Here is a 22,347-nt window from a genome sequence, read left to right on the forward strand (position 1 = left end):
CGCCCGGTTACATTCCGAACCCGGAAGCTAAGCCTTTCAGCGCCGATGGTACTGCAGGGGGGACCCTGTGGGAGAGTAGGACGCCGCCGAACAATCATTGTGGGAAAGCCCCGCACCTTATGGTGCGGGGCTTTTCTGCGTTCACGACCAGGAAGTCGGTATGGGCTTTCAGGCCGGCGTGACCAGTTGGGTGTCGTACGCCAGGATCACCGCCTGGACGCGGTCGCGCGTGCCCGTCTTCGACAGGATGCGGCCGACGTGGGTCTTCACCGTCGACTCCGCGAGATGAAGACGCTCGGCGATCTCCGTGTTCGTCCAGCCCTGACCGATGACCGTGAGGATCTCCCGTTCCCGCTCCGTGAGGGGCGCGAGGCGCGGGTCCTCGGGGCGCGGGGCCGCCGTGGGGGACGGTGGCAGGTGTTGGATGTACGCGTCCAGGAGTCGGCGGGTGAGGCTCGGGGCGACGACGGCGTCCCCGCTCGCGACCGCGCGGACGCCCGCGAGGAGTTCCTCCGGCTGGGCGTCCTTCACCAGGAAGCCGCTGGCGCCGGCGCGCAGGCCGTCGTACGCGTACTCGTCCAGGTCGAAGGTCGTGACGATCAGGATCCGGGTGCGGGCGCCGGTGGCGATGATGCGGCGGGTCGCCTCTATGCCGTCCAGGCCGGGCATCCTGATGTCCATCAGGACGACGTCAGGGTGGTGGCGGTCGACCAGGCGGATCGCCTCGGTGCCGTTCGTCGCCTCTCCGACGACCGTCATGTCGTCCTGGCTTTCGAGCAGCATGCGGAAGCCGAAGCGCTGCATCGGCTGGTCGTCCGCGATGAGAACGGTCGTCACGAGGGGGAGTCCTCCCGGGGGAGTCGGAGCATGACGCGCCAGCCGCCGGTCGGCAGCGGGCCGGTTTCGAGTGTGCCGTCGTAGAGGGCCGCGCGTTCGCGCATTCCCGTGAGTCCCTGACCATGGCCCTGTCCCCCGTCGGCGGCTGCCCTGCCCGTGTCGGTGATCTCCACCCGTACGTCCTTCGGCGTGTACGTGAGGAGTACGCGCGCCTGTGCGCGCGCGCCCGCGTGCTTCAGGGTGTTGGTCAGGGCTTCCTGCACGACCCGGTAGACCGTCAGCTGGGCGCCCGCGGGCAGGGGTTGGGCGGTCGGTTCGTCGTCGACATCGAATCGGATCGGCAGGCCTGCCTTCCTGACGCCGGTGATCAGGGTGGTCAGGTCGGCCAGGGTCGGCTGGGGGGTGCGGGCGGCCTCCGGTTCGTCGTCGCGGAGGACGCCGAGAAGGCGGCGGAGCTCGCCGAGGGCCTCGCGGCTCGTCGTACCGATGGCGTCGAGTGCCTGGGCGGCGCGTTCGGGGTGCTTGGCAGCCGCGTAACGGCCGCCGTCGGCGAGGCCGGTGATGACCGACAGGTTGTGGCCGATGATGTCGTGCATCTCGCGGGAGATACGGGTGCGTTCCGCCGCCGCGGCGAGCCGGACCTCCTGGTCCCGCTCGATCTCCAGGCGGCGGGCCCGGTCGACGAGGCCCGCCGTGTAGTCCTTCCGGGAGCGGACCGCGATGCCGAGGAGGGTGACGAGGGCGTACGCCCACAGGGTGGGGACGACGCGCTGGTCCCAGCTCTCCTGGGGATAGCGGACCGCGCCCGTCACGAGCGGCGGAAGGATCAGGACGAGGGTCCACAGGAGTGCGCGGGGCGGGCGGGTGAGCGCGATGTGGAAGACCGGGATCATCTGGAGGTAGCCGGCCTGGAGGAAGGCTCCGGAGACGTCGCTGACGAGCGCCGCGCAGGCCATGACGGCGAGGACGGCCACGGGATGGCGGCGGCGCCAGTAGAGCGGCAGGGCGAAGGCCAGGCTGAGGACGACCACCAGCCAGACCGGAACGGTCGGGACGCGGGCGATGTTGCGCCAGCCACCGGACGCGTCCACGAGCGCCGCCGTCGTCCACAGGACGGTCAGCGTGGTGTCCCACACCCAGGGGCGCCCGCTGTCGAAGGCGCGGAGCCGGGCGAGGAGGCGTTGGACGTGCCTGCTGAGGCCGGTCGGACTTGTCGGCCCCGCCGGCTCGGTCGGATGCGGTGTCTCCTTCGTGGTCACCCCGTCATCATCCTCATACGTCGCGGCGCTTGAGCAGCCAGGCCGGGAGGAGGAGGCTCGCGGCCGCCCAGCAGAGCAGGGCGAGCAGGGCGGCGCCGGGGGAGGCCGCGCCCGGCAGGGGGGTCGCGGAGCCGAGGGCGCCGGCCGCCTGGGTGGGGAAGTACCGCATGGCCGTGTCCATCGCCTCGTACGGGAGCATCCCGAGGATCTCGGGCACGATCAGGACTCCGCCGACGAAGGCGCCGATCGCGCCCGGCACCGAGCGGAGGGTGGCTCCGAGGCCGAGGGCGAGGACGCCGAGGAGGGTGACGCCGGCGGCGTTGCCCGCGATGGCGGTGAGGACCCCGTCGTCGGTGAGGGAGGCCGCCTGGTCGGTGTCGGAGAGGAAGACCTGGGCGGTGAGGAAGGTCAACAGGGCGGTGAGGAACGAGAGGGTGAAGACGGTGGTGGTGAAGACCGCGGCCTTGGCCCACAGGACGGGGGCGCGGCGCGGGACGGCGGTCAGCGAGGCGCGGATCATGCCCGTCGCGTACTCGCCCGCCGTGACGAGGATGCCGAGGACGGCCAGGGCGATCCCGCCGAGCTGGGAACCGTAGAGGCTGAGGACGACGGTGTCGACGTCGGAGTCGCCGCCGTCCGAGGTGTACGTGGCGCCCATGAGGATGCCGACGCCGAGGAGGAGGGCCGCAGAGGTGAGGACGGTGGTCCAGGTGGAGCGGACGGTCCACAGTTTGTGCCACTCGGAGCGGAGTACGCGCGCGTGGGTGAGGGCCGGCATCGTCATGCGGGGGCTCCCTGGTATTCGACGGAGTCGTGGGTGAGGGCCATGAACGCCTGCTCCAGGGAGGGTGCCTGGGGGGTGAGTTCGTGGAGGGGGACGCCGTGGGCGGCGGCCGCGCGGCCGATCTCCGGAGCGTCCGGGCCGGTGACGAGGAGGGTGTCGGGGGCCTCCACGGTGAACCCGGCGCCCGGCAGCAGGGTCCGCAGCCGGTTCGCCTCGGGGGAGACGACCTTGACGGAGGCGCCGCCGGAGGTGCGTACGAGCTCGTCGACCGTGGTGTCGGCGAGGAGCCGGCCCTTGCCGATGACGATCAGGTGGTCGGCGGTGAGCGCCATCTCGCTCATGAGGTGGGAGGAGACGAGGACGGTTCGGCCCTCGGCGGCCAGGGACCTGAGGAGGGTGCGGATCCAGAGCACTCCCTCCGGGTCGAGGCCGTTGACCGGCTCGTCGAGGATGACGGTGGCCGGGTCGCCGAGGAGTGCGGCGGCGATGCCGAGGCGCTGGCCCATGCCGAGGGAGAACCCTTTGACGCGCTTGCGGGCGACGGCGGTGAGGCCGGCGAGGGCCAGAACCCGCTCCACGCGCGCGTGGGGGATGCCGTGGGTGTGGGCGAGGGCCATCAGGTGGTGGTACGCCGAGCGGCCCGGGTGCACGGAACGGGCTTCGAGGAGGGCGCCGACGCGGGTCAGCGGGGCGGTGTGGGCGGCGTACGGGAGGCCGTCGATCGTGGCGTGGCCGCGGGTGGGGGCGTCGAGGCCGAGGATCATGCGGAGGGTGGTCGACTTGCCGGCTCCGTTGGGGCCGAGGAAGCCGGTGACGGCGCCGGGGCGGACGGTGAAACCGAGGTCCTGGACGACGGTGGTGTCGCCGTACCGCTTGGTGAGGTTCTCTGCTCGGATCATGCTTCCGACGTTAGGGAGCGGGCGGCGGCCGGACGTCCGACCGGGGGAGGGAACGTCGGCTGCCGTGTAGTACCGGGGTACGACGACGCACAAAAGGCGTTGTCAGGTGGTGCGGCCGTGGGGAGGATCTGCCTCATGGACTATTCAGTACGTGCCGTCCGCGCCGACGAGTGGCAGCGGATCCGCGAGCTCCGGCTCGCGGCCCTCCAGGACCCCGTCGCGCACCTCGCCTTCCTCGAGACGTACGAGGTCGCGGCCGAGCGCCCGGACTCCTTCTGGCAGGAGCGGGCCGCGGGGGCCGCCGAGGACGGGCCGGGCGCCGTGCGCCAGTTCGTCGCGGAGGCGCCGGACGGGCGCTGGGTGGGCACGGTGTCGGTGCTGGTGGAGCGGGCAGGGACGGTGTCGTTCTTCGACGACGTCCCCGAGGTCGAGCAGACGCATGTCGTCGGGGTGTTCGTACGGGACGAGGCGCGCGGCACCGGGGTGATCGACGCGCTGTTCGAGGCGGCGGCCGAGTGGTCGTGGTCGCTGACGGAGCCGCGGATCGAGCGGGCGCGGCTGTACGTGCACGCCGAGAACGTCCGGGCCCAGGCGGTGTACCGGAGACTCGGATACGTGCCGACCGGGGCGCCGGTCGCCCTGCGCGGGAGCGAGGTGGCGAACGAGCTGGAGCACGAGCTGCTGCGGCCGGTCTGAGCGGCGGGTCCTCAGCGGTTGAGCCGGCGGGTCCTCAGCGGCTGAGGGAGTCCTCCGGCCAGCGCGAGCGGGCCTGTTCGGCGGAGCGCATCAGGGCCAGGGTCGGGAGGCCCTGCCCGTGGCCGGTGGCGAGGAGCTGCGGGAGCTGCGGGAGCGGGGCCACGGCGGCGACGTCGTCGAGGACGAGCGTCAGTGGTGGGTCGAGCCGACCGTCGGATGACCGTGCGGCCACGCGGCGGCCGTGCTCGACCACGCTTGCGGCGAGCGCCGTCAGGAGCGGCATCGCGCCGGGGTGGGTGCGGGGATCCTCGATCGGTTCCCCCACCACGTACAGCGTGCCCCCTTCGGGGACGAAAGATGCCAGCGCCAGCGAATCCGTTCGGTTCGGGGTGCAGGCCTCCCTGATGTGGATCGAGGAGAGTGCCGCCAGCGCACGGGCCGTCAGTTCCTGGGCGAGCCGGCGGCTTTCGGGGTGTGCCGTCAGGGCCGATTCCAGGAGGCCGGCGTGGCCCGACGCCGCCTTGGGGTGGCTGCGGAGGATGCGTACCGGCTCGTGGGCGCCGGCGCCCTGCGCCCAGCGGTGGACCTGGCGGAAGGGGCGCCCGTCGACGGCGGCCGCGTGCAGCCAGCAGCGCAGGAGCGTTTCCGCGGTGTCGGCGGTGGCCGCGTCCAGTCGGGAGTGCGGGCGGACGGGGGCGAGCAGGGCCACGGCCCGCTGCGCGGCCACGTCCGCGTCCTCGCAGTGCTCGGACGGGGACCAGTGGAGCCGGGCGGGGGTGTCGCACAGGTGGCCGGGGTCGTGGACCAGGACCGGGCCGAGCTTGCCGCGCGCGTCCTTCGTCGCCGACCAGACGGTGGGGTCGGAGGTGACGACGAGGACGGGGCCCTCTGCGTCCCGGACCGCCTGCACGGCGGCGGGGTGACGGGTTTCCCGGGGGCCGTAGACGGTACGGGGTGATGCTGCCGGGGCGGGGGCGGCGACTGGGTCGGGCGCGACGACGGGGTCGGGCGCGACGACTGGGTCGGGTGAGGCGGGCGGTGCGGGAACGACGGGCGTCGGTGTCGGCTCGGCCGGTGCCGGTGCCGGGGGTGTTTCCGTGCGCGGTGGGGTGACCCGTACGGGCTCGGGCGGTGCGGGCGCGGTCAGGTCGTCCCGTAGGGGAGCCGGGTGGGTGTGGCCGTACGCTCCCGCCTTCCTGTTCGTCCTGACCGCTCTCCAGCGGGCCAGCGTGCCCAGCGCGAAGATGGCGAGGACCAGCAGGATCATCGCCTCGCCGATCAGCAGGCCCCAGAAGAGGCCGTACCCCGAGAGCTGTCCCGGTGGGGTGGCCGGCCAGGCGGCCGGGAGGTCCGTCGGGGCGGTCACCAGGGAGCGGAGGGCCGACGGCGTGCCCGTGAGGGTGATGCCTTCCGGCCAGGCGCCGTGGGAGAGGAGACCGGCCAGGCCGGTCGCCGTCCACACCAGGACCGTGAGGCAGAGGAGGAGCCCGAAGAGGCTGAGCAGCAGCCCGTCGGAGATGCCTCCGCCGCCTCCCTTCCGTGCCGTTTCCATGCGTCTATGCCACCGTCGACTGCGAAGTGCCGTTCAGCTGCTGCTCGATGAGGATCGCCCGCTGTTCCGTCTCCCACTCCAGTTCGGGGTCGGTGACCGAGGACTCGGTCATGGCACGGTCCGTGTAGACGAGCGGGCGTTCCTTCTCGGTGATGAGGTGCTTGACGACCTGGACGTTTCCGTTGACGTCCCAGACCGCGATGCCGGGGGTGAGGGTCGGGATGATCTCGACCGCCCAGCGGGGCAGGCCGAGGACCCGGCCCGTCATGCGTGCCTCGTCGGCCTTCTGGGCGTAGATGGTCCGGGTGGAGGCCATCTTGAGGATCGCCGCCGCTTCCTTGGCGGCCGCTCCGTCGACGACGTCGGAGAGGTGGTGGACGACGGCGACGAACGACAGGCCGAGGCGGCGGCCGAACTTGAGCAGCCGCTGGAAGAGTTGGGCGACGAACGGGCTGTTGATGATGTGCCAGGCCTCCTCGACGAGGAAGATGCGCTTCTTCCGGTCGGGGCGGATCCAGGTGTGTTCCAGCCAGACGCCGACGATCGCCATGAGGATGGGCATGGCGATGGAGTTGCGGTCGATGTGGGAGAGGTCGAAGACGATCAGGGGCGCGTCGAGGTCGATGCCGACGGTCGTCGGGCCGTCGAACATGCCGCGCAGGTCGCCGTCGACGAGCCGGTCGAGGACGAGGGCGACGTCCAGGCCCCAGGCGCGGACGTCGTCTATGTCGACGTTCATCGCCTCGGCCGATTCGGCCTTGGGGTGGCGGAGCTGCTCGACGATGTCCGTGAGGATCGGCTGACGGTCCGTCTTGTGCTCAGTGACGTAGGCGTGGGCGACCTTGAGCGCGAAGCCGGCGCGCTCGTCGAGGCCGTGGCCCATCGCCACCTCGATGATCGTACGGAGCAGGGCGAGCTGTCCGGTCGTGGTGATCGACGGGTCGAGCGGGTTGAGGCGGATCCCGGAGTCGTTGGCGACCATAGGGTCCAGGCGGATGGGGGTTATCCCCAGCTCCTGGGCGATGAGGTTCCACTCGCCGACGCCGTCCTCGCCCTGGGCGTCGAGGACGACGACCTGCCGGTCGCGGAAGCGGAGCTGGCGGAGCACGTACGTCTTCTCCAGCGCCGACTTGCCGTTGCCGGACTCGCCGAGGACCAGCCAGTGCGGGGCGGGGAGCTGCTGCCCGTACAGCTGGAAGGGGTCGTAGATGTACCCCTTCCCGCTGTAGACCTCGCGGCCGATGATGACGCCGGAGTCGCCGAGGCCGGGGGCGGCGGTCGGCAGGTAGACGGCCTGGGCCTGTCCTGTGGAGGTGCGGACGGGCAGGCGGGTCGTCTCCACCTTTCCGAAGACGAAGGAGGTGAAGGCGTCGGTGAGGACGGACAGCGGATCTCGCATCGGTCGGTGCCCCTTCGGCCTTAGCGGCGGATGCCGGTCGCGAACGGCAAGGTGTTCACAAAGGCCCGGTGGTGCTCGCGGTCGCACCACTCCAGCTTCAGATACGACTTGCCGGCGGAGGCCCTGATCGTGCGCTTGTCCCGGGCCAGGGCCTCGGGGGAACGCGACGACACCGTGATGTACCCGACCAGGTTCACTCCGGCAGCCCCGCTGGCGAGATCTTCACCCCGCTGGTCGAGCCGGCCGTGGGCGGCGATGTCGCGGGGGTCGACCGTGCGGTTCATCTTGGCGGCGCGGCTGGCGTCGGCCTCGTCGTTGGTCTTCTCCGTGAGCATGCGCTCGATGGCGACCTCGGTCGGTTCCAGGTCCATGGTGACGGCGACCGTGCGGATGACGTCGGGGGTGTGGACGAGGAGGGGGGCGAGGAAGTTGACGCCGACCGGGGTCATCGGCCACTCCTTCACCCAGGCCGTGGCGTGGCACCAGGGGGCGCGGGTGGAGGACTCGCGGGTCTTGGCCTGGAGGTAGGTCGGTTCCATCGCGTCGAGTTCGGCGGGCCAAGCGTTTCGTTTCGTCATGGCCTGGATGTGGTCGATGGGGTGGTCCGGGTCGTACATGGAGTGGACGAGGGAGGCGAGCCGGGACTGTCCGAGGGGCTGGCGGACCCGGATGTCGGCCTCGGCGAGGCGGGCGCAGATGTCGGTGAGCTCGCGGGCCATGACGACGGCGAGGCCGGCGTCGCGGTCGAGGCGGCGGGCGCCGGAGGCGTGCCGGGCGGCGCGGGCCATGGCGTTGGCCTCGGCGGCGAGTTCGCGCGTGTAGTGCATGCAGGCGACGAGGTAGGCGCGGTGCTGCTCGCTGGAGGTGGAGACCATCGACTGGAGCTGGTCGTACGACTCCATGAGCCACGCGGGCGCGTGCGGGTCGCCGCGCTGGCCGACGTCCTTGGCGTGGGCGTCGGGGTCGGCGGGGAGGGTGCGGGCGAGCATCTGGAGGCGGGTGACGAAGCCGTCGCCGTTGGCGACGTGCTTGAGGAGGGTGCCGAAGCGGTCGACCAGGGCCTCCTGGTCCTCGCTGTCGCGCAGGCCGACGCCGGGGCCCTCGATCTCGATGGCGGCGGTGACGGTGCGGCGGTCGGCGTGCAGGAGGACGGCGATCTCGTCGGGGCCGAAGGGGGCGGCGAGCCAGCCGACGCGGCCGATGCCGGGCGGCGGGCCGACCTCGACCTCGCGGCCGTCGAGACGGGTGCCGGCCTCGGAGACGACGGAGCGGTAGGCCGTGCCGCGCTTGAGCATCCGCTTGTAGCTGCGGTTGATCTCGAACCACTTGTAGAAGGTGCGGTGCTTGTACGGGAGGTACACGGCGGCGATCGCGAGCATGGGCAGGCCGGCGAGGAGCGCGATCCGCAGGGGGAGGAGGGGGACGAGGAGTCCGCTCATCATGCCGAGGAAGGCGCCGACGATGATCAGGGCGATCTCGCCGGTCTCGCGGTTCTTGCCGACGATCGCGTTGGGCCGGGCGCGGCCCACGAGATACGTGCGGCGGGGCGCGACCGGCTGGGACTGGGTCGTCAACGCCCTCCACCTCCAGAGTTCTTGCGGTTGCTGTGCGGGGTGCCCGCGGTGGGGCTGCTGCTACGGGGTGCGGGTGGGGGAGTGGCGCCGCCGCTCCCGCCGCCGCTTCCGCCGCGGCTGCTGTGGGCGGCCATGCCGCCGGACACGGGGTTGGCGGGGCGGGGGGCGGAGCCTTGGGAGGACTGGCCGCCGTCGCCGCGGGAGCTGTGGGTCTTGATTCCCTGGGAGACGAGGGAGGCGGGGGAGGTCATGACGGCGGCGGCGGTGTTCTCGCCCGCGCGGTGGAGGCGGTTGTTCCGGGAGGCGGCGATCTCGTCGCCGAAGCCGGGGACGAAGCGGTAGATCATCGCGGAGGCGAAGATCGCGAGCAGGATGATCGCGAGGCCGGACACGACGGCGGAGAACGCGTCGGGACCGGTGCCGGAGGAGAGCGCGCCCGCCAGGCCGAGGACGATGACGATGACCGGCTTGACGAGAATGATCGCGATCATGATGCCGGCCCAGCGGCGGACGTGGCCCCACATGTTCTTGTCGACGAGGCCGGAGTAGACGACGACGCCGAGGAGGGCGCCGACGTAGAGCATCACGGCGCGGAGGAACAGCTCCAGGTAGAGCACGCCTGCGGCGACGACGGTCACCAGGGACACGATGATCAGCATGATGGGGCCGCCACCGATGCTGTCGCCCTTCTGGAGGGCCTGCTTGAAGCTGCCGAAGAAGACGTCGGTCTGCTGGCCGGTGCCGGAGGCGATGACCTCGGTGACGGCGTCGGTGGCGTTGACGACGGTGTAGAGGATCAGGGGCGTGAAGGCGGAGGCCAGGACGGTCAGCCAGAGGAAGCCGATGGCCTCGGAGAGCGCGGTGGTGAGGGGGACGCCGCGGATGGCCCGCTTGGCGACGGCGAGGAGCCAGAGGAGGAGGGTGAGGAAGGTGGAGGCGGCGAAGACGATCGCGTACCGGCCGAGGAACTCCGTGTTGGTGAAGTCGACGTCGGCGGTCTCTTTGACGGCCTTGGAGAGGTAGTCGATGGTGGCGATGGCGGCGTCGGCGCAGCCGCGGGCGAGGGAGGCCAGGGGGTCCAGGGCCGTGGTGGGGTCGTTCAGGGACGGCGTGGAGCCGCCGCCGGACTGACCCCGCTCGCAGTGCTCCCTGGCCTGCCCGGTGAGCAGGTCGCAACCCTTGTTGCTCGCGCTCGCGCTGGGCGAGGGGGTCGGCGTGGGTGTCGGGGCCGCGGCGGCCCGGCCGGCGAGAAGTACGACGGCCGTCTGGGCCGCGACGAGCGCGGCGGCGAGTCCGGTGCCGCGGACGAGGGGCTTACCGGGCATACGTGAAGCCTCCGAACTGACCGACCGCGTCTTCCATGTCCTGGGAGCTGGACGCCCTCTGGTCACGGGCGACGGGCACGGGGCCGTCCTTCTGGTTGGAGGTGACGACCTTCCAGTCGCCGTCGACCCAGCGCAGCTCGTACGTCTCGGTGTACCAGGCCTCGGAGACGGGGTTCTTCGATGTCTCGCCCGTGATGCCGAACAGGGACGAGTACCAGACCGACACCGTGGCCCGGTCCTCGGTGTAGCTCTCGACTTTGGAACCCACCGGAACGACGCGGGAGATGAACGTCGTGCCCTGTGGCGCCGTGCCGTCCTCCTGGAGGCCGATGCCACTCAGGAACTGCTTGTCGCTGTAGGCCCTGTCGAGCTCGTCCGTACGGGCCGCCGCGGCGTCGGGCGCGTAGACCGTCGCGATGATCTCGTCGCGTCCTGCGGGGGTGAACATCCCCGTCGAGCCCAGTGCCACCGCGTAGTTCGTCGCCGCGCTCTGGGCGCCCTGCTCGTCGTGGGCGTGGCCTGTGGGGATCGTGCCGTTCTTGCCCGTGACGGGGCGGACGCCCGTCGCCGCCGTGGGGGCCGTCTTGCCCGGGGTGCCGGAGGTGGGGTCCGCCGCGTCCGCCGGGTCGGCGCCGCCGCGGTTGGCGAAGGCGATGGCCGCGATGAGGAGGACCACCACGCCCACGACCGTGATGAGGGAGCGGGGGCTGCGGACGGGGCGGCGGGCGCCGCCGTAGACGTCGCCGCTGTTGCCCTCGGGCAGGCGGGTCCGGGTCTGGCCCGAGCCGCCCACGCCGCCGAAGCTGTCGTGCTCGTCACCGGGACTCATGCCGGGTACGCCCCCTCACTGGTTCGCGGTACGGGCAGTGCTGCAACATGACTGGACATCAGGGAACGCAATCTCAGGAGGGCCGGTTCCGACGGGGAATCAGACGGCCATCCCGTACACGATGGTGAAGAGCGTCCCCAGGGAGCCGATGATGAAGACGCCGGTCAGACCGGCCACGATCAGGCCCTTGCCCTGTTCGGCGCTGAACGTGTCGCGGAGGGCGGTCGCGCCGATGCGCTGTTTGGCCGCTCCCCAGATGGCGATGCCGAGGCAGAGCAGGATGGCCACGGCCATCACGACCTCGATCATGATCTTCGCTTCGGCGCCCAGGCTCCCGAAAGGGCCCCAGTTCGGGGCGATTCCACCGATGATGGTGGTGATGTCGCCTTTTTCAGCCGCCAGGTACATGTAACTCACCGCCCGTATGGGGTAGTTGTCGCCCCTGCCGGATGGCATGGGTCATCGCCCTATCTTCGCTGATGAAACCGCCCGCGTGTGACGGCTTGGCGGCACTCTTTACCCGATCCCCGCACACTTGACCGATGTGACCGTCTTGACCTGCGGTGGTGTGGCCGGTTTCTATGCGAAGAAGCGTATGGTCACTCTGTGTATCACGGAGAGTGACTCCGGGCAATGATTGTCGTTGTTGCACTCTTGGGGCGGCGTCGGTGTCCGCCTAGACTGGGCCCGGGGCGTACTGCCATGAGCCGAGGGGTGGTTGACGGTGCGTAGGGCCGGCAAGGCATGGCTGGTGGCCGGCGGGACCTTCGGGGTCTGTCTCGGCTTCGTCGCACTGCTCGTCATCGGTACGTACTCGGCGGCGGCCGGTCTCGTCGGCGGCGCGGGCAGCTCCAAGAACGGCACCGTGGCCTTGGCCAAGGGTGCTGTCCCCGCCCTCTACCAGGGGCTCGTGCAGAAGTGGGGGAACCTCTGCCCCGCCATCAACCCCGCGCTGCTCGCCGCCCAGCTCTACCAGGAGAGCGGCTGGAACCCGCGGGCCGTCTCCCACGCCGACGCCCGCGGCATCGCCCAGTTCATCCCCGGCACCTGGGCCGGTCACGGAGTGGACGGCGACGGGGACGGCGACCGGGACATCTGGGACCCCAAGGACGCGATCCCGTCCGCCGCCTCGTACGACTGCGAGCTCGCCGGCTACGTGAAGAACGTGCCCGGCGACCGGACGAACAACATGCTGGCGGCGTACAACGCGGGCGCGTACCGGGTGATCAAGCACGGCGGGGTGCCGCCCATCAGCGAGACGCAGAACTACGTGCGGATCATCCGGTCCCTCGAGAAGAGCTTCGCCCGGCCCGCGGGCCGCGTCGACCCCTCCCGGCAGGCGGCCGGCGCGATCCACTACGCGCAGCAGAAGCTCGGCACCCCGTATCTGTGGGGCGGTACGGGAACGGCCGCGCAGAACGGCCGGTTCGACTGCTCCGGGCTCACCCAGGCCGCGTACGACAGCGTCGGCGTCCAGCTGCCGCGCGTCGCCAACGACCAGTACAACGCCGGGCCGCACCCGAGCAGGGACGAGCTGCTCCCGGGCGACCTCGTGTTCTTCTCGGACGACCTGACCAACTCGCGGGCGATCCGGCACGTCGGCATCTACGTGGGCGGCGGGTACATGATCGACGCGCCGCGCACCGGGGCGGTGATCCGCTTCAGCCGGATCGACACCCCGGACTACTTCGGTGCGACCCGGGTCACCGAGGCGGGCGCGGCGGCGCTGCCGACCCATCTCCCGCAGACCTGAGCCGAGCAGACGGTCCGTCGGCCCCGCGGGTCCTCAGGTCGTATCGGACATGGCCGGAACTCTCCGTCATGTACAGGCCCTGAGCTGCGCCGGACCGTCACTCTTCGATAACGTCGGCATGATCCACCGGAGAGAGCGGAACGTGCGCCTCAGGCGGTTCGTTCCCTGATCCGACCACTCTGACCACGGGGGTTGGAAAACCAGACACGAGAGCAAGGGGCCGCAGCAGATGCCTGGACTCGCATCGGACGGCTCGAACCCCGATGTCAGCCTGCTCTACGACATCAACGGGCTGGCCAAGGCCGCCCCGCCGTGGTTCGACCGCGTCATGGAGTTCGTCGGCGAGTACGGGATCATGCTCGCGATGGCTCTCGTCGTGCTGTGGTGCTGGTGGAGCGTCCGCCGCCGCGGCACCCTCGCCGACTCCGTCTCGGCCGTCGCGGGCCTCGCCTGGGCCCCCCTGGCCGCCGGTGTGGCTCTCCTGGTGAACATCCCCATCCGCGGCTTCGTCGAGAGACCCCGGCCCTTCAAGGACCACCAGGGCCTTGAAGTCCTCATCGCCGGGAAGACCGACTTCTCCTTCGTCAGCGACCACGCCACCCTGGCGATGGCCCTCGGCGTCGGACTCTTCGTCGCCCACCGCGGGTTCGGCCTCGCCGCCATCGGCCTCGCCCTCGCCGAGGGCTTCGCCCGCGTCTACATGGGCGTCCACTACCCGACCGACGTGATCGGCGGCTTCGCCCTCGGCACCGCGATCGCCCTGCTCCTCGCCCCGCCGGCCCTCGCGCTGCTCACCCCGCTGATGTCCGCCGTCGCCCGCTCGGGACTCGGTGTCCGGCTCGTCCGCTCCCGCCGGGCAGCGGTGCCGCGGCGCCCCGAGGCGGTCGACATCCCCGAGCCCCGCGTCGGCGGCCCGGCCACCGGCTCGGACTCCGGCCGGAACGACCTCGCGGCCTGACCCGTCGGGGAGCGACCCCGTCGGGGACAGACCCCGTCGGGGTGCGATCCCGTCGGGGAGCGATCCGGAAGTCGGGCTTCAGGGGGCGGAGACGCCCGCCGAGCGCAGGTGGTCCGCCGCGTCCGTACGGGCGCGGTCGCGGGACCTGCGGGCCGGGCCCGTCCAGCCGCAGCTGCAGCGTGCCAGCGCGAACGAGCCGCGCTCCGTCATCGTGGTGGCGTGTGAAGAGGACTGCGCGTGCACCCCACCACCGTACTGCGCGTGACGGCACGCCCCGGCCGTCGTTATGCGGATCGGGTGTCCCCGGGCCCGCGGGCCCCGGGAAGGGCCGGGGTCCCGGGCAAACAGCGGTGAGGCGTTGGGGGTTGGCAGGCGATGGTGGTGCAGCGGTGCGGGCGTCCGCACGGTCGCGGGAGCGGGGCGTTCGCCGTCACCGCCGTCCTGGTCGGCTCCCTCGTCGGGACCACGGCGGTCACGGGATGCGGCGCCCCGGAGGACCCGAAGCCCACGGCCGACCCCATGCTCACCGTACGGAACGCCGCCGACGCCCTGACGAAGGCCGGCACCGCCAAGGCGAGCACCTCCATGGAGATGGCCGCGGGCGGCACCCGGGTCACCATCCGGGGCGAGGGCGGCTACGACTTCCGGCGGCGCACCGGCCGGCTCCAGGTGGTGCTGCCGAAGGACCCGGCCGGGTCCAGCGCGCACCGGCCCATCACCGAGCTCCTCACCCCCGGCGCCCTCTACATGAAGAACCGGGGGGCCGGGGTGCCCGCCGACAAGTGGGTCCGTGTCGACACCACCACCCTCGACGACGGCAACCTGGTCACGGGCGGCGCCACCGACCCGGCCGCCGCGGCGGAGCTGCTCCGGGGCGTTCGGAAGGTCACGTACCTCGGCGAGGTCGAGCTGGCAGGGGTGAAAGTCAGCCACTACCAGGGGGTCACCGACATCGCCCTGGCCGCGCGGGCCGCCTCTCCACAGCTGCGGGGGGCGCTCGCCGCCGCGGCGAAAGGGTTCGCCGACGACTCGGTGCCCTTCGACGCGTACCTCGACGGCGAGGGGCGGCTGCGGAAGGTTCGCCACCAGTTCAGCTTCAGCAACCAGGGCCGTACGGTCGCGGTCGCGTCCACGACACTGCTGTACGGCTTCGGGGTTCCTGTCGAGGTCACGCTCCCGGACCGCCGGGACCTGTACGCCGGGAAGATCGAGGCCTGAGCCAGGGCCGGTGCGGGCAGGGGCCATCGGCAAATGGTCCGGACGTGTCATGCGCGGTGCGTGTCGCCGTCCCTACGCTGGGAGACCGCTGGCAGACCGCTGGGAGACCCCCGCCGGCAGGAAGAGGTGGATGCGCGTGGCCCCGCCCGGTACAGCAACCGTGCCCGCAGATCCCGACTGCGTCGCCCTCGCCGAGATCGAACTCTGCGGCGAACTGATCATCGCGGCCTCGGCCGCGGACGGGGAGCGGCTCAGCGCCGACAGGATCGACGAGGTGCTGCGGGTGGCGGGGTCGAAGGATCGCTGACGACGCCGGTCGAGGGACCGCTGACGCTGCCGGTCGAAGGGCCGCTGACGATGTCGGCGGTCGGGCCGCTGTCGCCCGACGGTCGGGCGGAGCCTCGTACGGGCGGGAACGCCTCGGATGGGCGTCCCGCCCCCGGGTGTGGTCCGGGCTCAGGTGCGCAGCATGCGGGCGATGGCCTTCGTGGCCTCCTCGACCTTGGCGTCGATGCCCTCGCCGGTCGCCGCCGCGTCCGCGACGCAGTGGCGCAGGTGCTCCTCGAGGAGCTGCAGCGCGAAGGACTGGAGTGCCTTCGTCGAGGCGGAGACCTGGGTGAGTATGTCGATGCAGTAGACGTCCTCGTCGACCATCCGCTGCAGACCGCGGATCTGGCCCTCGATCCGGCGGAGTCGCTTGAGGTGCTCGTCCTTCTGCTTGTGGTAGCCGTGCACGCCGTGGTCGTGGTCGGCCGGCACGACGGCCCCGACGGCCTCGGGAACCTGGTCCGCCTCGGTGGTCGTCATCGCGTCCTCCCGTTGTCCATTAAGGGGGTGTATACCCCTCGTGGGTATATGGTACCGATCCCCGCCGATCCGGGCGGGGGTCCGTGCTGTTCACTGTGCCTGATGGGCGACACTGAGAGGACGCCGGTTAGCCGTGGCCGGATGATGCGCCTAGCATCAGCCTGACCGAAACCCAGCACCCCGAGGACCCCACGTGCGATTTCGTCTGACCCCCAGGGAGACGAGCTTCTACGACATGTTCGCCGCTTCCGCGGACAACATCGTCACGGGCTCCAAGCTCCTGATGGAACTGCTCGGAGCGGAGCCTTCCGCCCGGGCCGAGATCGCGGAGCGGATGCGGGCAGCGGAGCACGCCGGCGACGACGCGACCCACGCGATCTTCCACCAGCTGAACTCCTCCTTCATCACCCCCTTCGACCGCGAGGACATCTACAACCTCGCGTCGTCCCTCGACGACATCATGGACTTCATGGAAGAGGCCGTCGACCTCGTCGTCCTCTACAACATCGAAGAGCTCCCCAAGGGCGTCGAGCAGCAGATCGAGGTCCTGGCGCGGGCGGCCGAGCTGACCGCCGAGGCCATGCCGAACCTGCGGACGATGAAGGACCTCACCGAGTACTGGATCGAGGTCAACCGGCTCGAGAACCAGGCGGACCAGATCCACCGCAAGCTGCTCGCCCAGCTCTTCAACGGCAAGTACGACGCCATCGAGGTGCTGAAGCTCAAGCAGGTCGTCGATGTGCTGGAAGAGGCGGCCGACGCCTTCGAGCACGTGGCCAACACGGTGGAGACCATCGCGGTCAAGGAGTCCTGAGCTTCGTGGACACCTTCGCTCTGATCGTGACCATCGGTGTCGCGCTCGGCTTCACGTATACGAACGGCTTCCACGACTCGGCCAACGCCATCGCGACCTCGGTGTCGACCCGGGCGCTGACGCCCCGGGCGGCGCTCGCGATGGCGGCCGTCATGAACCTCGCCGGTGCCTTCATGGGCAGCGGGGTCGCCAAGACGGTCAGTGAGGGGCTCATCGAGACCCCGACCGGCGACAAGGGGATGGGAATCCTCTTCGCCGCGCTCGTCGGCGCGATCATCTGGAACCTGATCACCTGGTACTTCGGCCTGCCGTCGTCCTCCTCGCACGCCCTGTTCGGCGGCATGGTGGGTGCGGCGCTCGCCGGTGGTACCGAGGTGCTCTGGGGCGGCGTCCTCGACAAGGTCGTCATCCCGATGTTCATCTCGCCGGTGGTGGGTCTCCTCGCCGGTTACCTGGTCATGTGCGCGATCATGTGGATGTTCCGCAAGGCCAACCCGCACAAGGCCAAGCGCGGCTTCCGTATCGCGCAGACGGTGTCCGCGGCCGGCATGGCGCTCGGTCACGGTCTGCAGGACGCGCAGAAGACCATGGGCATCGTGGTGATGGCCCTGGTCATCGCCGACGTGCAGCAGGCCGGCGACGACATCCCGGTGTGGGTGAAGATCGCCTGTGCCGTGATGCTCTCGCTCGGTACGTACGCGGGCGGCTGGCGCATCATGCGCACGCTCGGCCGGAAGATCATCGAGCTGGACCCGCCGCAGGGCTTCGCGGCGGAGACCACCGGCGCGTCGATCATGTTCGGCTCCGCGTTCCTCTTCCACGCGCCGATCTCGACGACCCACGTCATCACCTCCGCGATCATGGGCGTGGGTGCGACGAAGCGGGTCAACGCGGTGCGGTGGGGTGTCGCCAAGAACATCATCCTCGGCTGGTTCATTACCATGCCGGCGGCGGCGCTCGTCGCTGCGACGAGTTTCTATGTGGTGCAGCTGTTCTTCGGCTGACAGCCGGTGCCGCCGGGTGTCGCTGGGGGTCCGGGGGTTATCCCCCGGGGGATGCGGTATCACCGTGCCGGCGGCGGCGCTCGTCGCTGCGACGAGTTTCTATGTGGTGCAGCTCTTCTTCGGCTGACAGCCGGTGCCGCCGGGTGTCGCTGGGGGTCCGGGGGTTATCCCCCGGGGGGATGCAGTATCACCGTGCCGGCGGCGGCGCTCGTCGCTGCGACGAGCTTCTATTTGGTGCAGCTGTTCTTCGGCTGATCGTTCAGGCTCGGGCCCATGGGGTGGACGGGCTTGAGGGGGCGCCGCCCCGGTGGCGTTGTGCCCACCCGTTCCGCCCCGGCGGAACGCATGCCCACAACGTAGCCCTACAAATGGTCGGGCCCGGCTCCCCTGTGGGGAGCCGGGCCCTTCGTCATACGGTGGCACCGCCATGCAGCACCGTAGACGTCTTATCCGAAGCGGCCGGAGATGTAGTCCTCGGTCGCCTGGACGCTCGGGTTGGAGAAGATGCGCTCGGTGTCGTCCAGCTCGATCAGCTTGCCGGGCTGGCCGACGGCCGCCAGGTTGAAGAACGCCGTACGGTCCGAGACGCGGGCGGCCTGCTGCATGTTGTGCGTCACGATGACGATCGTGAAGCGCTCCTTCAGCTCGCCGATGAGGTCCTCGATCGCCAGGGTCGAGATCGGGTCCAGGGCCGAGCAGGGCTCGTCCATGAGCAGGACGTCGGGCTCGACGGCGATGGCGCGGGCGATGCACAGGCGCTGCTGCTGGCCGCCGGAGAGGCCGGAGCCGGGCTTGTTGAGGCGGTCCTTGACCTCGTTCCAGAGGTTGGCGCCCTTGAGGGACCGCTCGACGATGTCGTTGAGCTCGGCCTTCTTGTACTTGCCGTTGAGGCGCAGGCCCGCCGCCACGTTGTCGAAGATCGACATGGTGGGGAAGGGGTTGGGGCGCTGGAAGACCATGCCGACCGTGCGGCGCACGGCGACGGGGTCGACGTGCGACCCGTACAGGTTCTCGTCGTCCAGCATCACCTTGCCCTCGACGCGGCCGCCGGGGGTGACCTCGTGCATGCGGTTCAGGGTGCGCAGGAAGGTGGACTTGCCGCAGCCGGACGGGCCGATGAAGGCCGTCACGGAGCGGGGCTCGACGGTCATGGAGATGTCGTCGATCGCCTTGTGGGCGCCGTAGTAGGCGGAGAGGCCGCTGACGTCGATTCGCTTGGCCATGGGGATCACTTCCAATTTGCCGCGTCAGCGGCCGGTCTTCGGGGCCTTCCAGCGGGCGATGCCGCGGGCCACCAGATTGAGGATCATGACGAAGGCGATCAGGACGAGCGCGGCGCCCCAGGCACGGGCCATCGCGGCGTCGGTGCCGACCGCGAACTGCTCGTACACGTAGAGCGGCAGGGAGGACTGCGCGCCTTCGAAGGGGTTCGGGTTGATGAGCTTCGTACCGAACACGAGGAGCAGGACCGGGGCCGTCTCACCGGTGATGCGGGCGACCGCGAGCATGACGCCCGTGGTGATGCCGCCGATCGCGGTGGGCAGGACCACCTTCAGGATGGTGCGCCACTTGGGGATGCCGAGGGCGAGGGAGGCCTCGCGGAGCTCGTTCGGGACGAGCTTGAGCATCTCCTCCGTGGAGCGGACCACGACCGGCATCATCAGGATGGACAGGGCCATCGCGCCGGCGAAACCGGAGGGCCCGAAGCCCAGCATCAGGTTCCAGGTGGCGAGGACGAAGAGGCCGGCGACGATCGACGGGATGCCCGTCATGACGTCGACGAAGAAGGTGACGGCCTGGGCGAGCTTGCCGCCGCCGTACTCGACGAGGTAGACGGCGGTGAGGAGGCCGATCGGGGCCGCGATCAGGGTCGCGATGCCGACCTGCTCGATGGTGCCGAGGAGGGCGTGGTAGACGCCGCCGCCGGCTTCGGCGTCGAGGACGCCGTTCATCGAGTGGGTCAGGAAGTAGCCGTCGAGGACGCTCATGCCCTTGCTGATGGTGACCCAGGCGAGGGAGAGCAGCGGGACGACGGCGAGGACGAAGCAGACCCAGACGAGGCTGGTGGCGACGCGGTCCTTGGCCTGGCGGCTGCCCTCGACCTTGGTCGTCACGACGTACGTGACGAGGACGAAGAGCAGTGCGGCGATCATGCCCCACTGGATCTTGCTGTGCCATCCCGCGGCGAGGCCGATGCCGATGCCCGCGGCGATCGAGCCGGCGGCGATGGCGGCCGGCGTCCAGCGGGGGAGGCGGGCGTGGGAGAGCGAGCCGGGGCGGGAGGCCACGGTGACCGGACGATCCTGAATGGCGTGGCTCATGCCGCTGCCCCCGAGTACTCCTTGCGGCGGCCGATGATCCAGCGGGCGGCGCCGTTGACCAGCAGGGTGATGGCGAAGAGGACGAGGCCGGAGGCGATCAGCGCGTCCCGGCCGTACTCGTTGGCCTCGTTGAACTTGGCGGCGATGTTCTGCGCGAAGGTGCCACCGCCCGGGTCGAGCAGGTGGCCCGAGATCAGGAAGCTGGGGGAGAGGACCACGGCGACGGCCATGGTCTCGCCGAGTGCGCGGCCGAGGCCCAGCATGGAGGCGGAGATGATGCCGGAGCGGCCGAAGGGCAGCACCGACATGCGGATGACCTCCCAGCGCGTGGCGCCGAGGGCGAGGGCGGCTTCCTCGATCATCTTCGGGGCCTGGAGGAAGACCTCGCGGGTGACGTTGGTGATGATCGGCAGGATCATGATCGCCAGCAGGATGCCCACGGTGAAGAGCGAGCGGGCGGGGCCCTCGTTGGCCTTGTCGAAGATGTACGTCCAGCCCATGTACTCGTCGAGCCAGAGGTTCAGGCCGTCCAGGTACGGCACGAGGAAGATCGCGCCCCAGAGGCCGTAGATGATGCTGGGCACGGCGGCGAGCAGGTCGACCACGTACGCGAGCGGCTTGGCCAGCTTGCGCGGCGCGTAGTGCGAGATGAAGAGCGCGATGCCGATCGCGACGGGCACGGCGATGGCCATGGCGATGACCGACGAGACGACCGTGCCGAAGGCGAGGACGGCGATGCCGAAGACCGGCGGGTCGCCCGCCGGGTTCCACTCGAAGGTGGTGAAGAAGTTCGTGCTGTCCTTCGAGATCGCGAGAACGGCGCGGTAGGTGAGGAAGCCGGCGATCGCGGCCATGATCACGAGGAGGGTGATGCCGGAGCCTCGGGAGAGGCCGCTGAAGATGCGGTCTCCGGGGCGGGCCGCGCTCTTGGCGCGCCGGCTCCTCTGTATGTCTGGTGTGGTGGTAGCCATCTGCTTCTCCGGTCTGCGGGGCCCCTACGGGTGTACGGGCTCCTGGCGGCGGTGCACCGGATGCCGGGCCGGCCCCCTGGGCGGGGGCCGGACCCGGCCGGGGGTCAGGACAGGGTGGGGACGATCGCGCGGACCTTGGCCGCGATCTCGGCCGGGAGCGGGGCGTAGCCGGCGTCGGCGAGGACCTTCTGGCCCTCCTCGCTCACGGTGTAGTTGAGGAACGCCTTCAGGGTCGGCAGGGTCTCCGCCTTGTTGCCCTTGTCGCAGGCGATCTCGTAGGTGACGAGGACGATCGGGTAGGCGCCCTCGGCCTTCGTCGCGTAGTCCAGGGAGAGGGCGACGTCGTTGCCGGTGCCCTTGACCTTGGCGGCGGCGATGGCCTTGGAGGCGTTCTCCGAGGTGGCGGCGACCGGGGCGGCCGCGCCGGTGGCGATGCTGACGGTGGAGATCTTGTTCGAGGTGGCGTACGAGAGCTCGAAGTAGCCGATGGAGCCCTCGGCGTCCTTGACGGCGGTCGCGACACCGGAGGAGCCGTTCGCGGCCTGGCCGCCCTGGGCGGGCCACGACTTCGACTTCGGGTCGTGCTTCCAGTCTGCCGCGGCGGCGGTGGAGAGGTACTTGCCGAGGTTCTGGGTGGTGCCCGACTCGTCCGAGCGGTGGAAGGCCTGGATCGTGCTGTCGGGGAGCTTGGCGCCCGGGTTCAGCTTGGCGATCGCCGGGTCGTTCCACTTGGTGATCTTGTTGTCGAAGATCTTGGCGATGGTGGAGGCGTCCAGGACCAGGTTGTCCACGCCCTCCAGCTTGTAGCCGATGGCGATGGGGCCGCCGACCATGGGCAGGTTGACGCCCTTGCCGCCCTTGCAGATCTTCTGCGACTCGGCGACTTCCTCTTCCTTCAGGGCGGAGTCGGAGCCCGCGAAGGCGACCTGGCCCTGGTTGAACTTGGTGATGCCACCACCGGAGCCGATGCCCTGGTAGTTGATCTCGACGCCTTCACACGCGGCCTGGAAGTTCTTGACCCACAGGTCCATCGCGTTCTTCTGCGCGCTGGAGCCGGCGGCGAGGAGCTGGCCCTTCGCTCCGGCACAGTCGATGTCCGACGCGGCGGCGGAGGTCTTGGTGCCGCCGTCCTTGGTCGGCGTCTCCGTGTTGTTGTCCGAGCCACACGCCGAGAGGACGAGCGCACCGGAGACGACGAGGGCACCGATCGCGGAGGCGCGAAGCCCGTTCTTGCGCGAAAGCTTCACTTTCGGGTGTTCCTTCCAGAAGCCGCCAGTCGTGGACCGAGTGTCCTGAACGTTCTACGGCGGCGTGTGTCGGTTGGAGGTGCATCGCTGTGCTCTCTGC

At 70.5% G+C, this 22,347-nt stretch carries 23 protein-coding genes and 1 rRNA gene; 8 read left to right on the plus strand and 16 right to left on the minus strand.

Translation table 11 applies throughout. The features are described 5' to 3' along the window. Positions 1 to 92, plus strand: a 5S ribosomal RNA gene (gene rrf, locus ACIA8N_RS23255); the annotation flags it as partial. A 76-nt stretch (positions 93 to 168) separates the two neighbouring features. On the opposite strand, the gene ACIA8N_RS23260 is transcribed toward rrf, so the two are convergent. The 4 genes from ACIA8N_RS23260 to ACIA8N_RS23275 are packed head-to-tail and all read right to left on the minus strand — an operon-like array spanning position 169 to position 3,779. Beyond that, positions 169 to 837 carry a response regulator transcription factor gene (locus tag ACIA8N_RS23260; RefSeq protein WP_365783215.1) on the minus strand — a complete coding sequence of 223 codons (669 nt, stop codon included), beginning with the start codon at positions 835 to 837 and terminating at the stop codon, positions 169 to 171. Continuing rightward, entirely contained in the window at positions 834 to 2,096 is a 1,263-nt protein-coding gene (locus ACIA8N_RS23265; RefSeq protein ID WP_365783213.1) for a sensor histidine kinase, read from the minus strand. Before ACIA8N_RS23265 ends, ACIA8N_RS23260 begins: the two co-directional genes overlap by 4 nt. 13 nt (positions 2,097 to 2,109) lie before the next feature. Next, complete coding sequence (locus tag ACIA8N_RS23270; RefSeq protein ID WP_365783211.1) at positions 2,110 to 2,880, minus strand: ABC transporter permease; 771 nt, start codon at positions 2,878 to 2,880, stop codon at positions 2,110 to 2,112. Further along, positions 2,877 to 3,779 (minus strand): ABC transporter ATP-binding protein, encoded by a 903-nt coding sequence (locus ACIA8N_RS23275; protein WP_365783209.1) that lies wholly within the window; start codon positions 3,777 to 3,779, stop codon positions 2,877 to 2,879. The genes ACIA8N_RS23270 and ACIA8N_RS23275 overlap by 4 nt, the downstream gene beginning before the upstream one ends. A 135-nt stretch (positions 3,780 to 3,914) precedes the next feature. Between ACIA8N_RS23275 and ACIA8N_RS23280 the strand changes: the two genes are divergently transcribed. Further along, positions 3,915 to 4,475, plus strand: coding sequence for a GNAT family N-acetyltransferase (locus tag ACIA8N_RS23280; protein ID WP_365783207.1), 561 nt, complete (start codon positions 3,915 to 3,917; stop codon positions 4,473 to 4,475). Between the two features lie 34 nt (positions 4,476 to 4,509). Here ACIA8N_RS23280 and ACIA8N_RS23285 read toward each other — a convergent pair whose 3' ends face one another. The 6 genes from ACIA8N_RS23285 to ACIA8N_RS23310 form a co-directional block, all read right to left on the minus strand. Further along, positions 4,510 to 6,027, minus strand: coding sequence for a type IV secretory system conjugative DNA transfer family protein (locus ACIA8N_RS23285; RefSeq protein WP_365783205.1), 1,518 nt, complete (start codon positions 6,025 to 6,027; stop codon positions 4,510 to 4,512). Between the two features lie 4 nt (positions 6,028 to 6,031). Next, a complete protein-coding gene (locus ACIA8N_RS23290) occupies positions 6,032 to 7,426 on the minus strand; it encodes an ATP-binding protein (RefSeq protein WP_365783203.1) in 1,395 nt (464 codons plus the stop codon). A 20-nt stretch (positions 7,427 to 7,446) separates the two neighbouring features. Beyond that, the gene (locus tag ACIA8N_RS23295) at positions 7,447 to 9,000 is read right to left on the minus strand and encodes an SCO6880 family protein (protein ID WP_030554375.1); all 1,554 of its coding nucleotides are present in this window, start codon (positions 8,998 to 9,000) and stop codon (positions 7,447 to 7,449) included. Continuing rightward, complete coding sequence (locus ACIA8N_RS23300; RefSeq protein WP_365783201.1) at positions 8,997 to 10,325, minus strand: hypothetical protein; 1,329 nt, start codon at positions 10,323 to 10,325, stop codon at positions 8,997 to 8,999. Before ACIA8N_RS23300 ends, ACIA8N_RS23295 begins: the two co-directional genes overlap by 4 nt. Continuing rightward, a complete protein-coding gene (locus ACIA8N_RS23305) occupies positions 10,315 to 11,154 on the minus strand; it encodes a hypothetical protein (protein WP_365783199.1) in 840 nt (279 codons plus the stop codon). Before ACIA8N_RS23305 ends, ACIA8N_RS23300 begins: the two co-directional genes overlap by 11 nt. A 99-nt stretch (positions 11,155 to 11,253) precedes the next feature. Next, positions 11,254 to 11,562, minus strand: coding sequence for a hypothetical protein (locus ACIA8N_RS23310; RefSeq protein WP_017242359.1), 309 nt, complete (start codon positions 11,560 to 11,562; stop codon positions 11,254 to 11,256). Between the two features lie 316 nt (positions 11,563 to 11,878). Here ACIA8N_RS23310 and ACIA8N_RS23315 point away from each other — a divergent pair, with 316 nt between their 5' ends. Then, positions 11,879 to 12,907 (plus strand): NlpC/P60 family protein, encoded by a 1,029-nt coding sequence (locus ACIA8N_RS23315; RefSeq protein ID WP_399416787.1) that lies wholly within the window; start codon positions 11,879 to 11,881, stop codon positions 12,905 to 12,907. Between the two features lie 229 nt (positions 12,908 to 13,136). Further along, complete coding sequence (locus tag ACIA8N_RS23320; RefSeq protein WP_365783195.1) at positions 13,137 to 13,865, plus strand: phosphatase PAP2 family protein; 729 nt, start codon at positions 13,137 to 13,139, stop codon at positions 13,863 to 13,865. Positions 13,866 to 13,943: 78 nt separating this feature from the next. Here ACIA8N_RS23320 and ACIA8N_RS23325 read toward each other — a convergent pair whose 3' ends face one another. Further along, complete coding sequence (locus ACIA8N_RS23325) at positions 13,944 to 14,108, minus strand: hypothetical protein (protein ID WP_169749549.1); 165 nt, start codon at positions 14,106 to 14,108, stop codon at positions 13,944 to 13,946. A 132-nt stretch (positions 14,109 to 14,240) separates the two neighbouring features. Between ACIA8N_RS23325 and ACIA8N_RS23330 the strand changes: the two genes are divergently transcribed. Further along, complete coding sequence (locus tag ACIA8N_RS23330; protein WP_365783193.1) at positions 14,241 to 15,083, plus strand: hypothetical protein; 843 nt, start codon at positions 14,241 to 14,243, stop codon at positions 15,081 to 15,083. Between the two features lie 160 nt (positions 15,084 to 15,243). Continuing rightward, positions 15,244 to 15,390, plus strand: a complete 147-nt coding sequence (locus tag ACIA8N_RS23335) for a hypothetical protein (protein ID WP_365783226.1) — start codon at positions 15,244 to 15,246, stop codon at positions 15,388 to 15,390. 149 nt (positions 15,391 to 15,539) lie between these two features. On the opposite strand, the gene ACIA8N_RS23340 is transcribed toward ACIA8N_RS23335, so the two are convergent. Continuing rightward, the gene (locus tag ACIA8N_RS23340) at positions 15,540 to 15,890 is read right to left on the minus strand and encodes a metal-sensitive transcriptional regulator (protein ID WP_030219033.1); all 351 of its coding nucleotides are present in this window, start codon (positions 15,888 to 15,890) and stop codon (positions 15,540 to 15,542) included. Between the two features lie 193 nt (positions 15,891 to 16,083). Between ACIA8N_RS23340 and ACIA8N_RS23345 the strand changes: the two genes are divergently transcribed. Together ACIA8N_RS23345 and ACIA8N_RS23350 are read left to right on the plus strand one after the other, a co-directional pair. After that, the gene (locus tag ACIA8N_RS23345; protein ID WP_030219030.1) at positions 16,084 to 16,704 is read left to right on the plus strand and encodes a DUF47 domain-containing protein; all 621 of its coding nucleotides are present in this window, start codon (positions 16,084 to 16,086) and stop codon (positions 16,702 to 16,704) included. Positions 16,705 to 16,709: 5 nt separating this feature from the next. Continuing rightward, complete coding sequence (locus tag ACIA8N_RS23350; RefSeq protein ID WP_030554364.1) at positions 16,710 to 17,708, plus strand: inorganic phosphate transporter; 999 nt, start codon at positions 16,710 to 16,712, stop codon at positions 17,706 to 17,708. Positions 17,709 to 18,154: 446 nt separating this feature from the next. Here ACIA8N_RS23350 and pstB read toward each other — a convergent pair whose 3' ends face one another. The 4 genes from pstB to pstS all read right to left on the minus strand — a co-directional run bounded on the left by pstB (position 18,155) and on the right by pstS (position 22,247). Then, positions 18,155 to 18,931, minus strand: a complete 777-nt coding sequence (gene pstB / locus ACIA8N_RS23355) for a phosphate ABC transporter ATP-binding protein PstB (RefSeq protein ID WP_365783190.1) — start codon at positions 18,929 to 18,931, stop codon at positions 18,155 to 18,157. A 24-nt stretch (positions 18,932 to 18,955) separates the two neighbouring features. Further along, positions 18,956 to 20,029 (minus strand): phosphate ABC transporter permease PstA, encoded by a 1,074-nt coding sequence (gene pstA / locus ACIA8N_RS23360; RefSeq protein WP_365783188.1) that lies wholly within the window; start codon positions 20,027 to 20,029, stop codon positions 18,956 to 18,958. Beyond that, positions 20,026 to 21,000: a phosphate ABC transporter permease subunit PstC gene (gene pstC / locus ACIA8N_RS23365; protein ID WP_365783186.1), complete on the minus strand. Its 975-nt coding sequence runs from the start codon at positions 20,998 to 21,000 to the stop codon at positions 20,026 to 20,028. Before pstC ends, pstA begins: the two co-directional genes overlap by 4 nt. Before the next feature lie 104 nt (positions 21,001 to 21,104). Beyond that, positions 21,105 to 22,247 (minus strand): phosphate ABC transporter substrate-binding protein PstS, encoded by a 1,143-nt coding sequence (gene pstS, locus ACIA8N_RS23370; RefSeq protein ID WP_365783184.1) that lies wholly within the window; start codon positions 22,245 to 22,247, stop codon positions 21,105 to 21,107. Positions 22,248 to 22,347 lie beyond the last annotated feature (100 nt).

Source organism: Streptomyces sp. NPDC051822 (assembly GCF_044452745.1).
Taxonomy (GTDB): domain Bacteria; phylum Actinomycetota; class Actinomycetes; order Streptomycetales; family Streptomycetaceae; genus Streptomyces.

Bases quoted from the DNA above. Each gene is read 5' to 3' on its own strand.
- ACIA8N_RS23275 (WP_365783209.1), bottom strand. From the start codon at position 3,779: ATGATCCGAGCAGAGAACCTCACCAAGCGGTACGGCGACACCACCGTC.
- ACIA8N_RS23280 (WP_365783207.1), top strand. From the start codon at position 3,915: ATGGACTATTCAGTACGTGCCGTCCGCGCCGACGAGTGGCAGCGGATC.
- pstB (WP_365783190.1), bottom strand. From the start codon at position 18,931: ATGGCCAAGCGAATCGACGTCAGCGGCCTCTCCGCCTACTACGGCGCC.
- pstC (WP_365783186.1), bottom strand. From the start codon at position 21,000: ATGGCTACCACCACACCAGACATACAGAGGAGCCGGCGCGCCAAGAGC.
- ACIA8N_RS23305 (WP_365783199.1), bottom strand. From the start codon at position 11,154: ATGAGTCCCGGTGACGAGCACGACAGCTTCGGCGGCGTGGGCGGCTCG.
- ACIA8N_RS23285 (WP_365783205.1), bottom strand. From the start codon at position 6,027: ATGGAAACGGCACGGAAGGGAGGCGGCGGAGGCATCTCCGACGGGCTG.
- ACIA8N_RS23330 (WP_365783193.1), top strand. From the start codon at position 14,241: ATGGTGGTGCAGCGGTGCGGGCGTCCGCACGGTCGCGGGAGCGGGGCG.
- ACIA8N_RS23320 (WP_365783195.1), top strand. From the start codon at position 13,137: ATGCCTGGACTCGCATCGGACGGCTCGAACCCCGATGTCAGCCTGCTC.
- ACIA8N_RS23300 (WP_365783201.1), bottom strand. From the start codon at position 10,325: ATGCCCGGTAAGCCCCTCGTCCGCGGCACCGGACTCGCCGCCGCGCTC.
- ACIA8N_RS23270 (WP_365783211.1), bottom strand. From the start codon at position 2,880: ATGACGATGCCGGCCCTCACCCACGCGCGCGTACTCCGCTCCGAGTGG.
- ACIA8N_RS23340 (WP_030219033.1), bottom strand. From the start codon at position 15,890: ATGACGACCACCGAGGCGGACCAGGTTCCCGAGGCCGTCGGGGCCGTC.
- ACIA8N_RS23310 (WP_017242359.1), bottom strand. From the start codon at position 11,562: ATGTACCTGGCGGCTGAAAAAGGCGACATCACCACCATCATCGGTGGA.
- ACIA8N_RS23290 (WP_365783203.1), bottom strand. From the start codon at position 7,426: ATGCGAGATCCGCTGTCCGTCCTCACCGACGCCTTCACCTCCTTCGTC.
- pstA (WP_365783188.1), bottom strand. From the start codon at position 20,029: ATGAGCCACGCCATTCAGGATCGTCCGGTCACCGTGGCCTCCCGCCCC.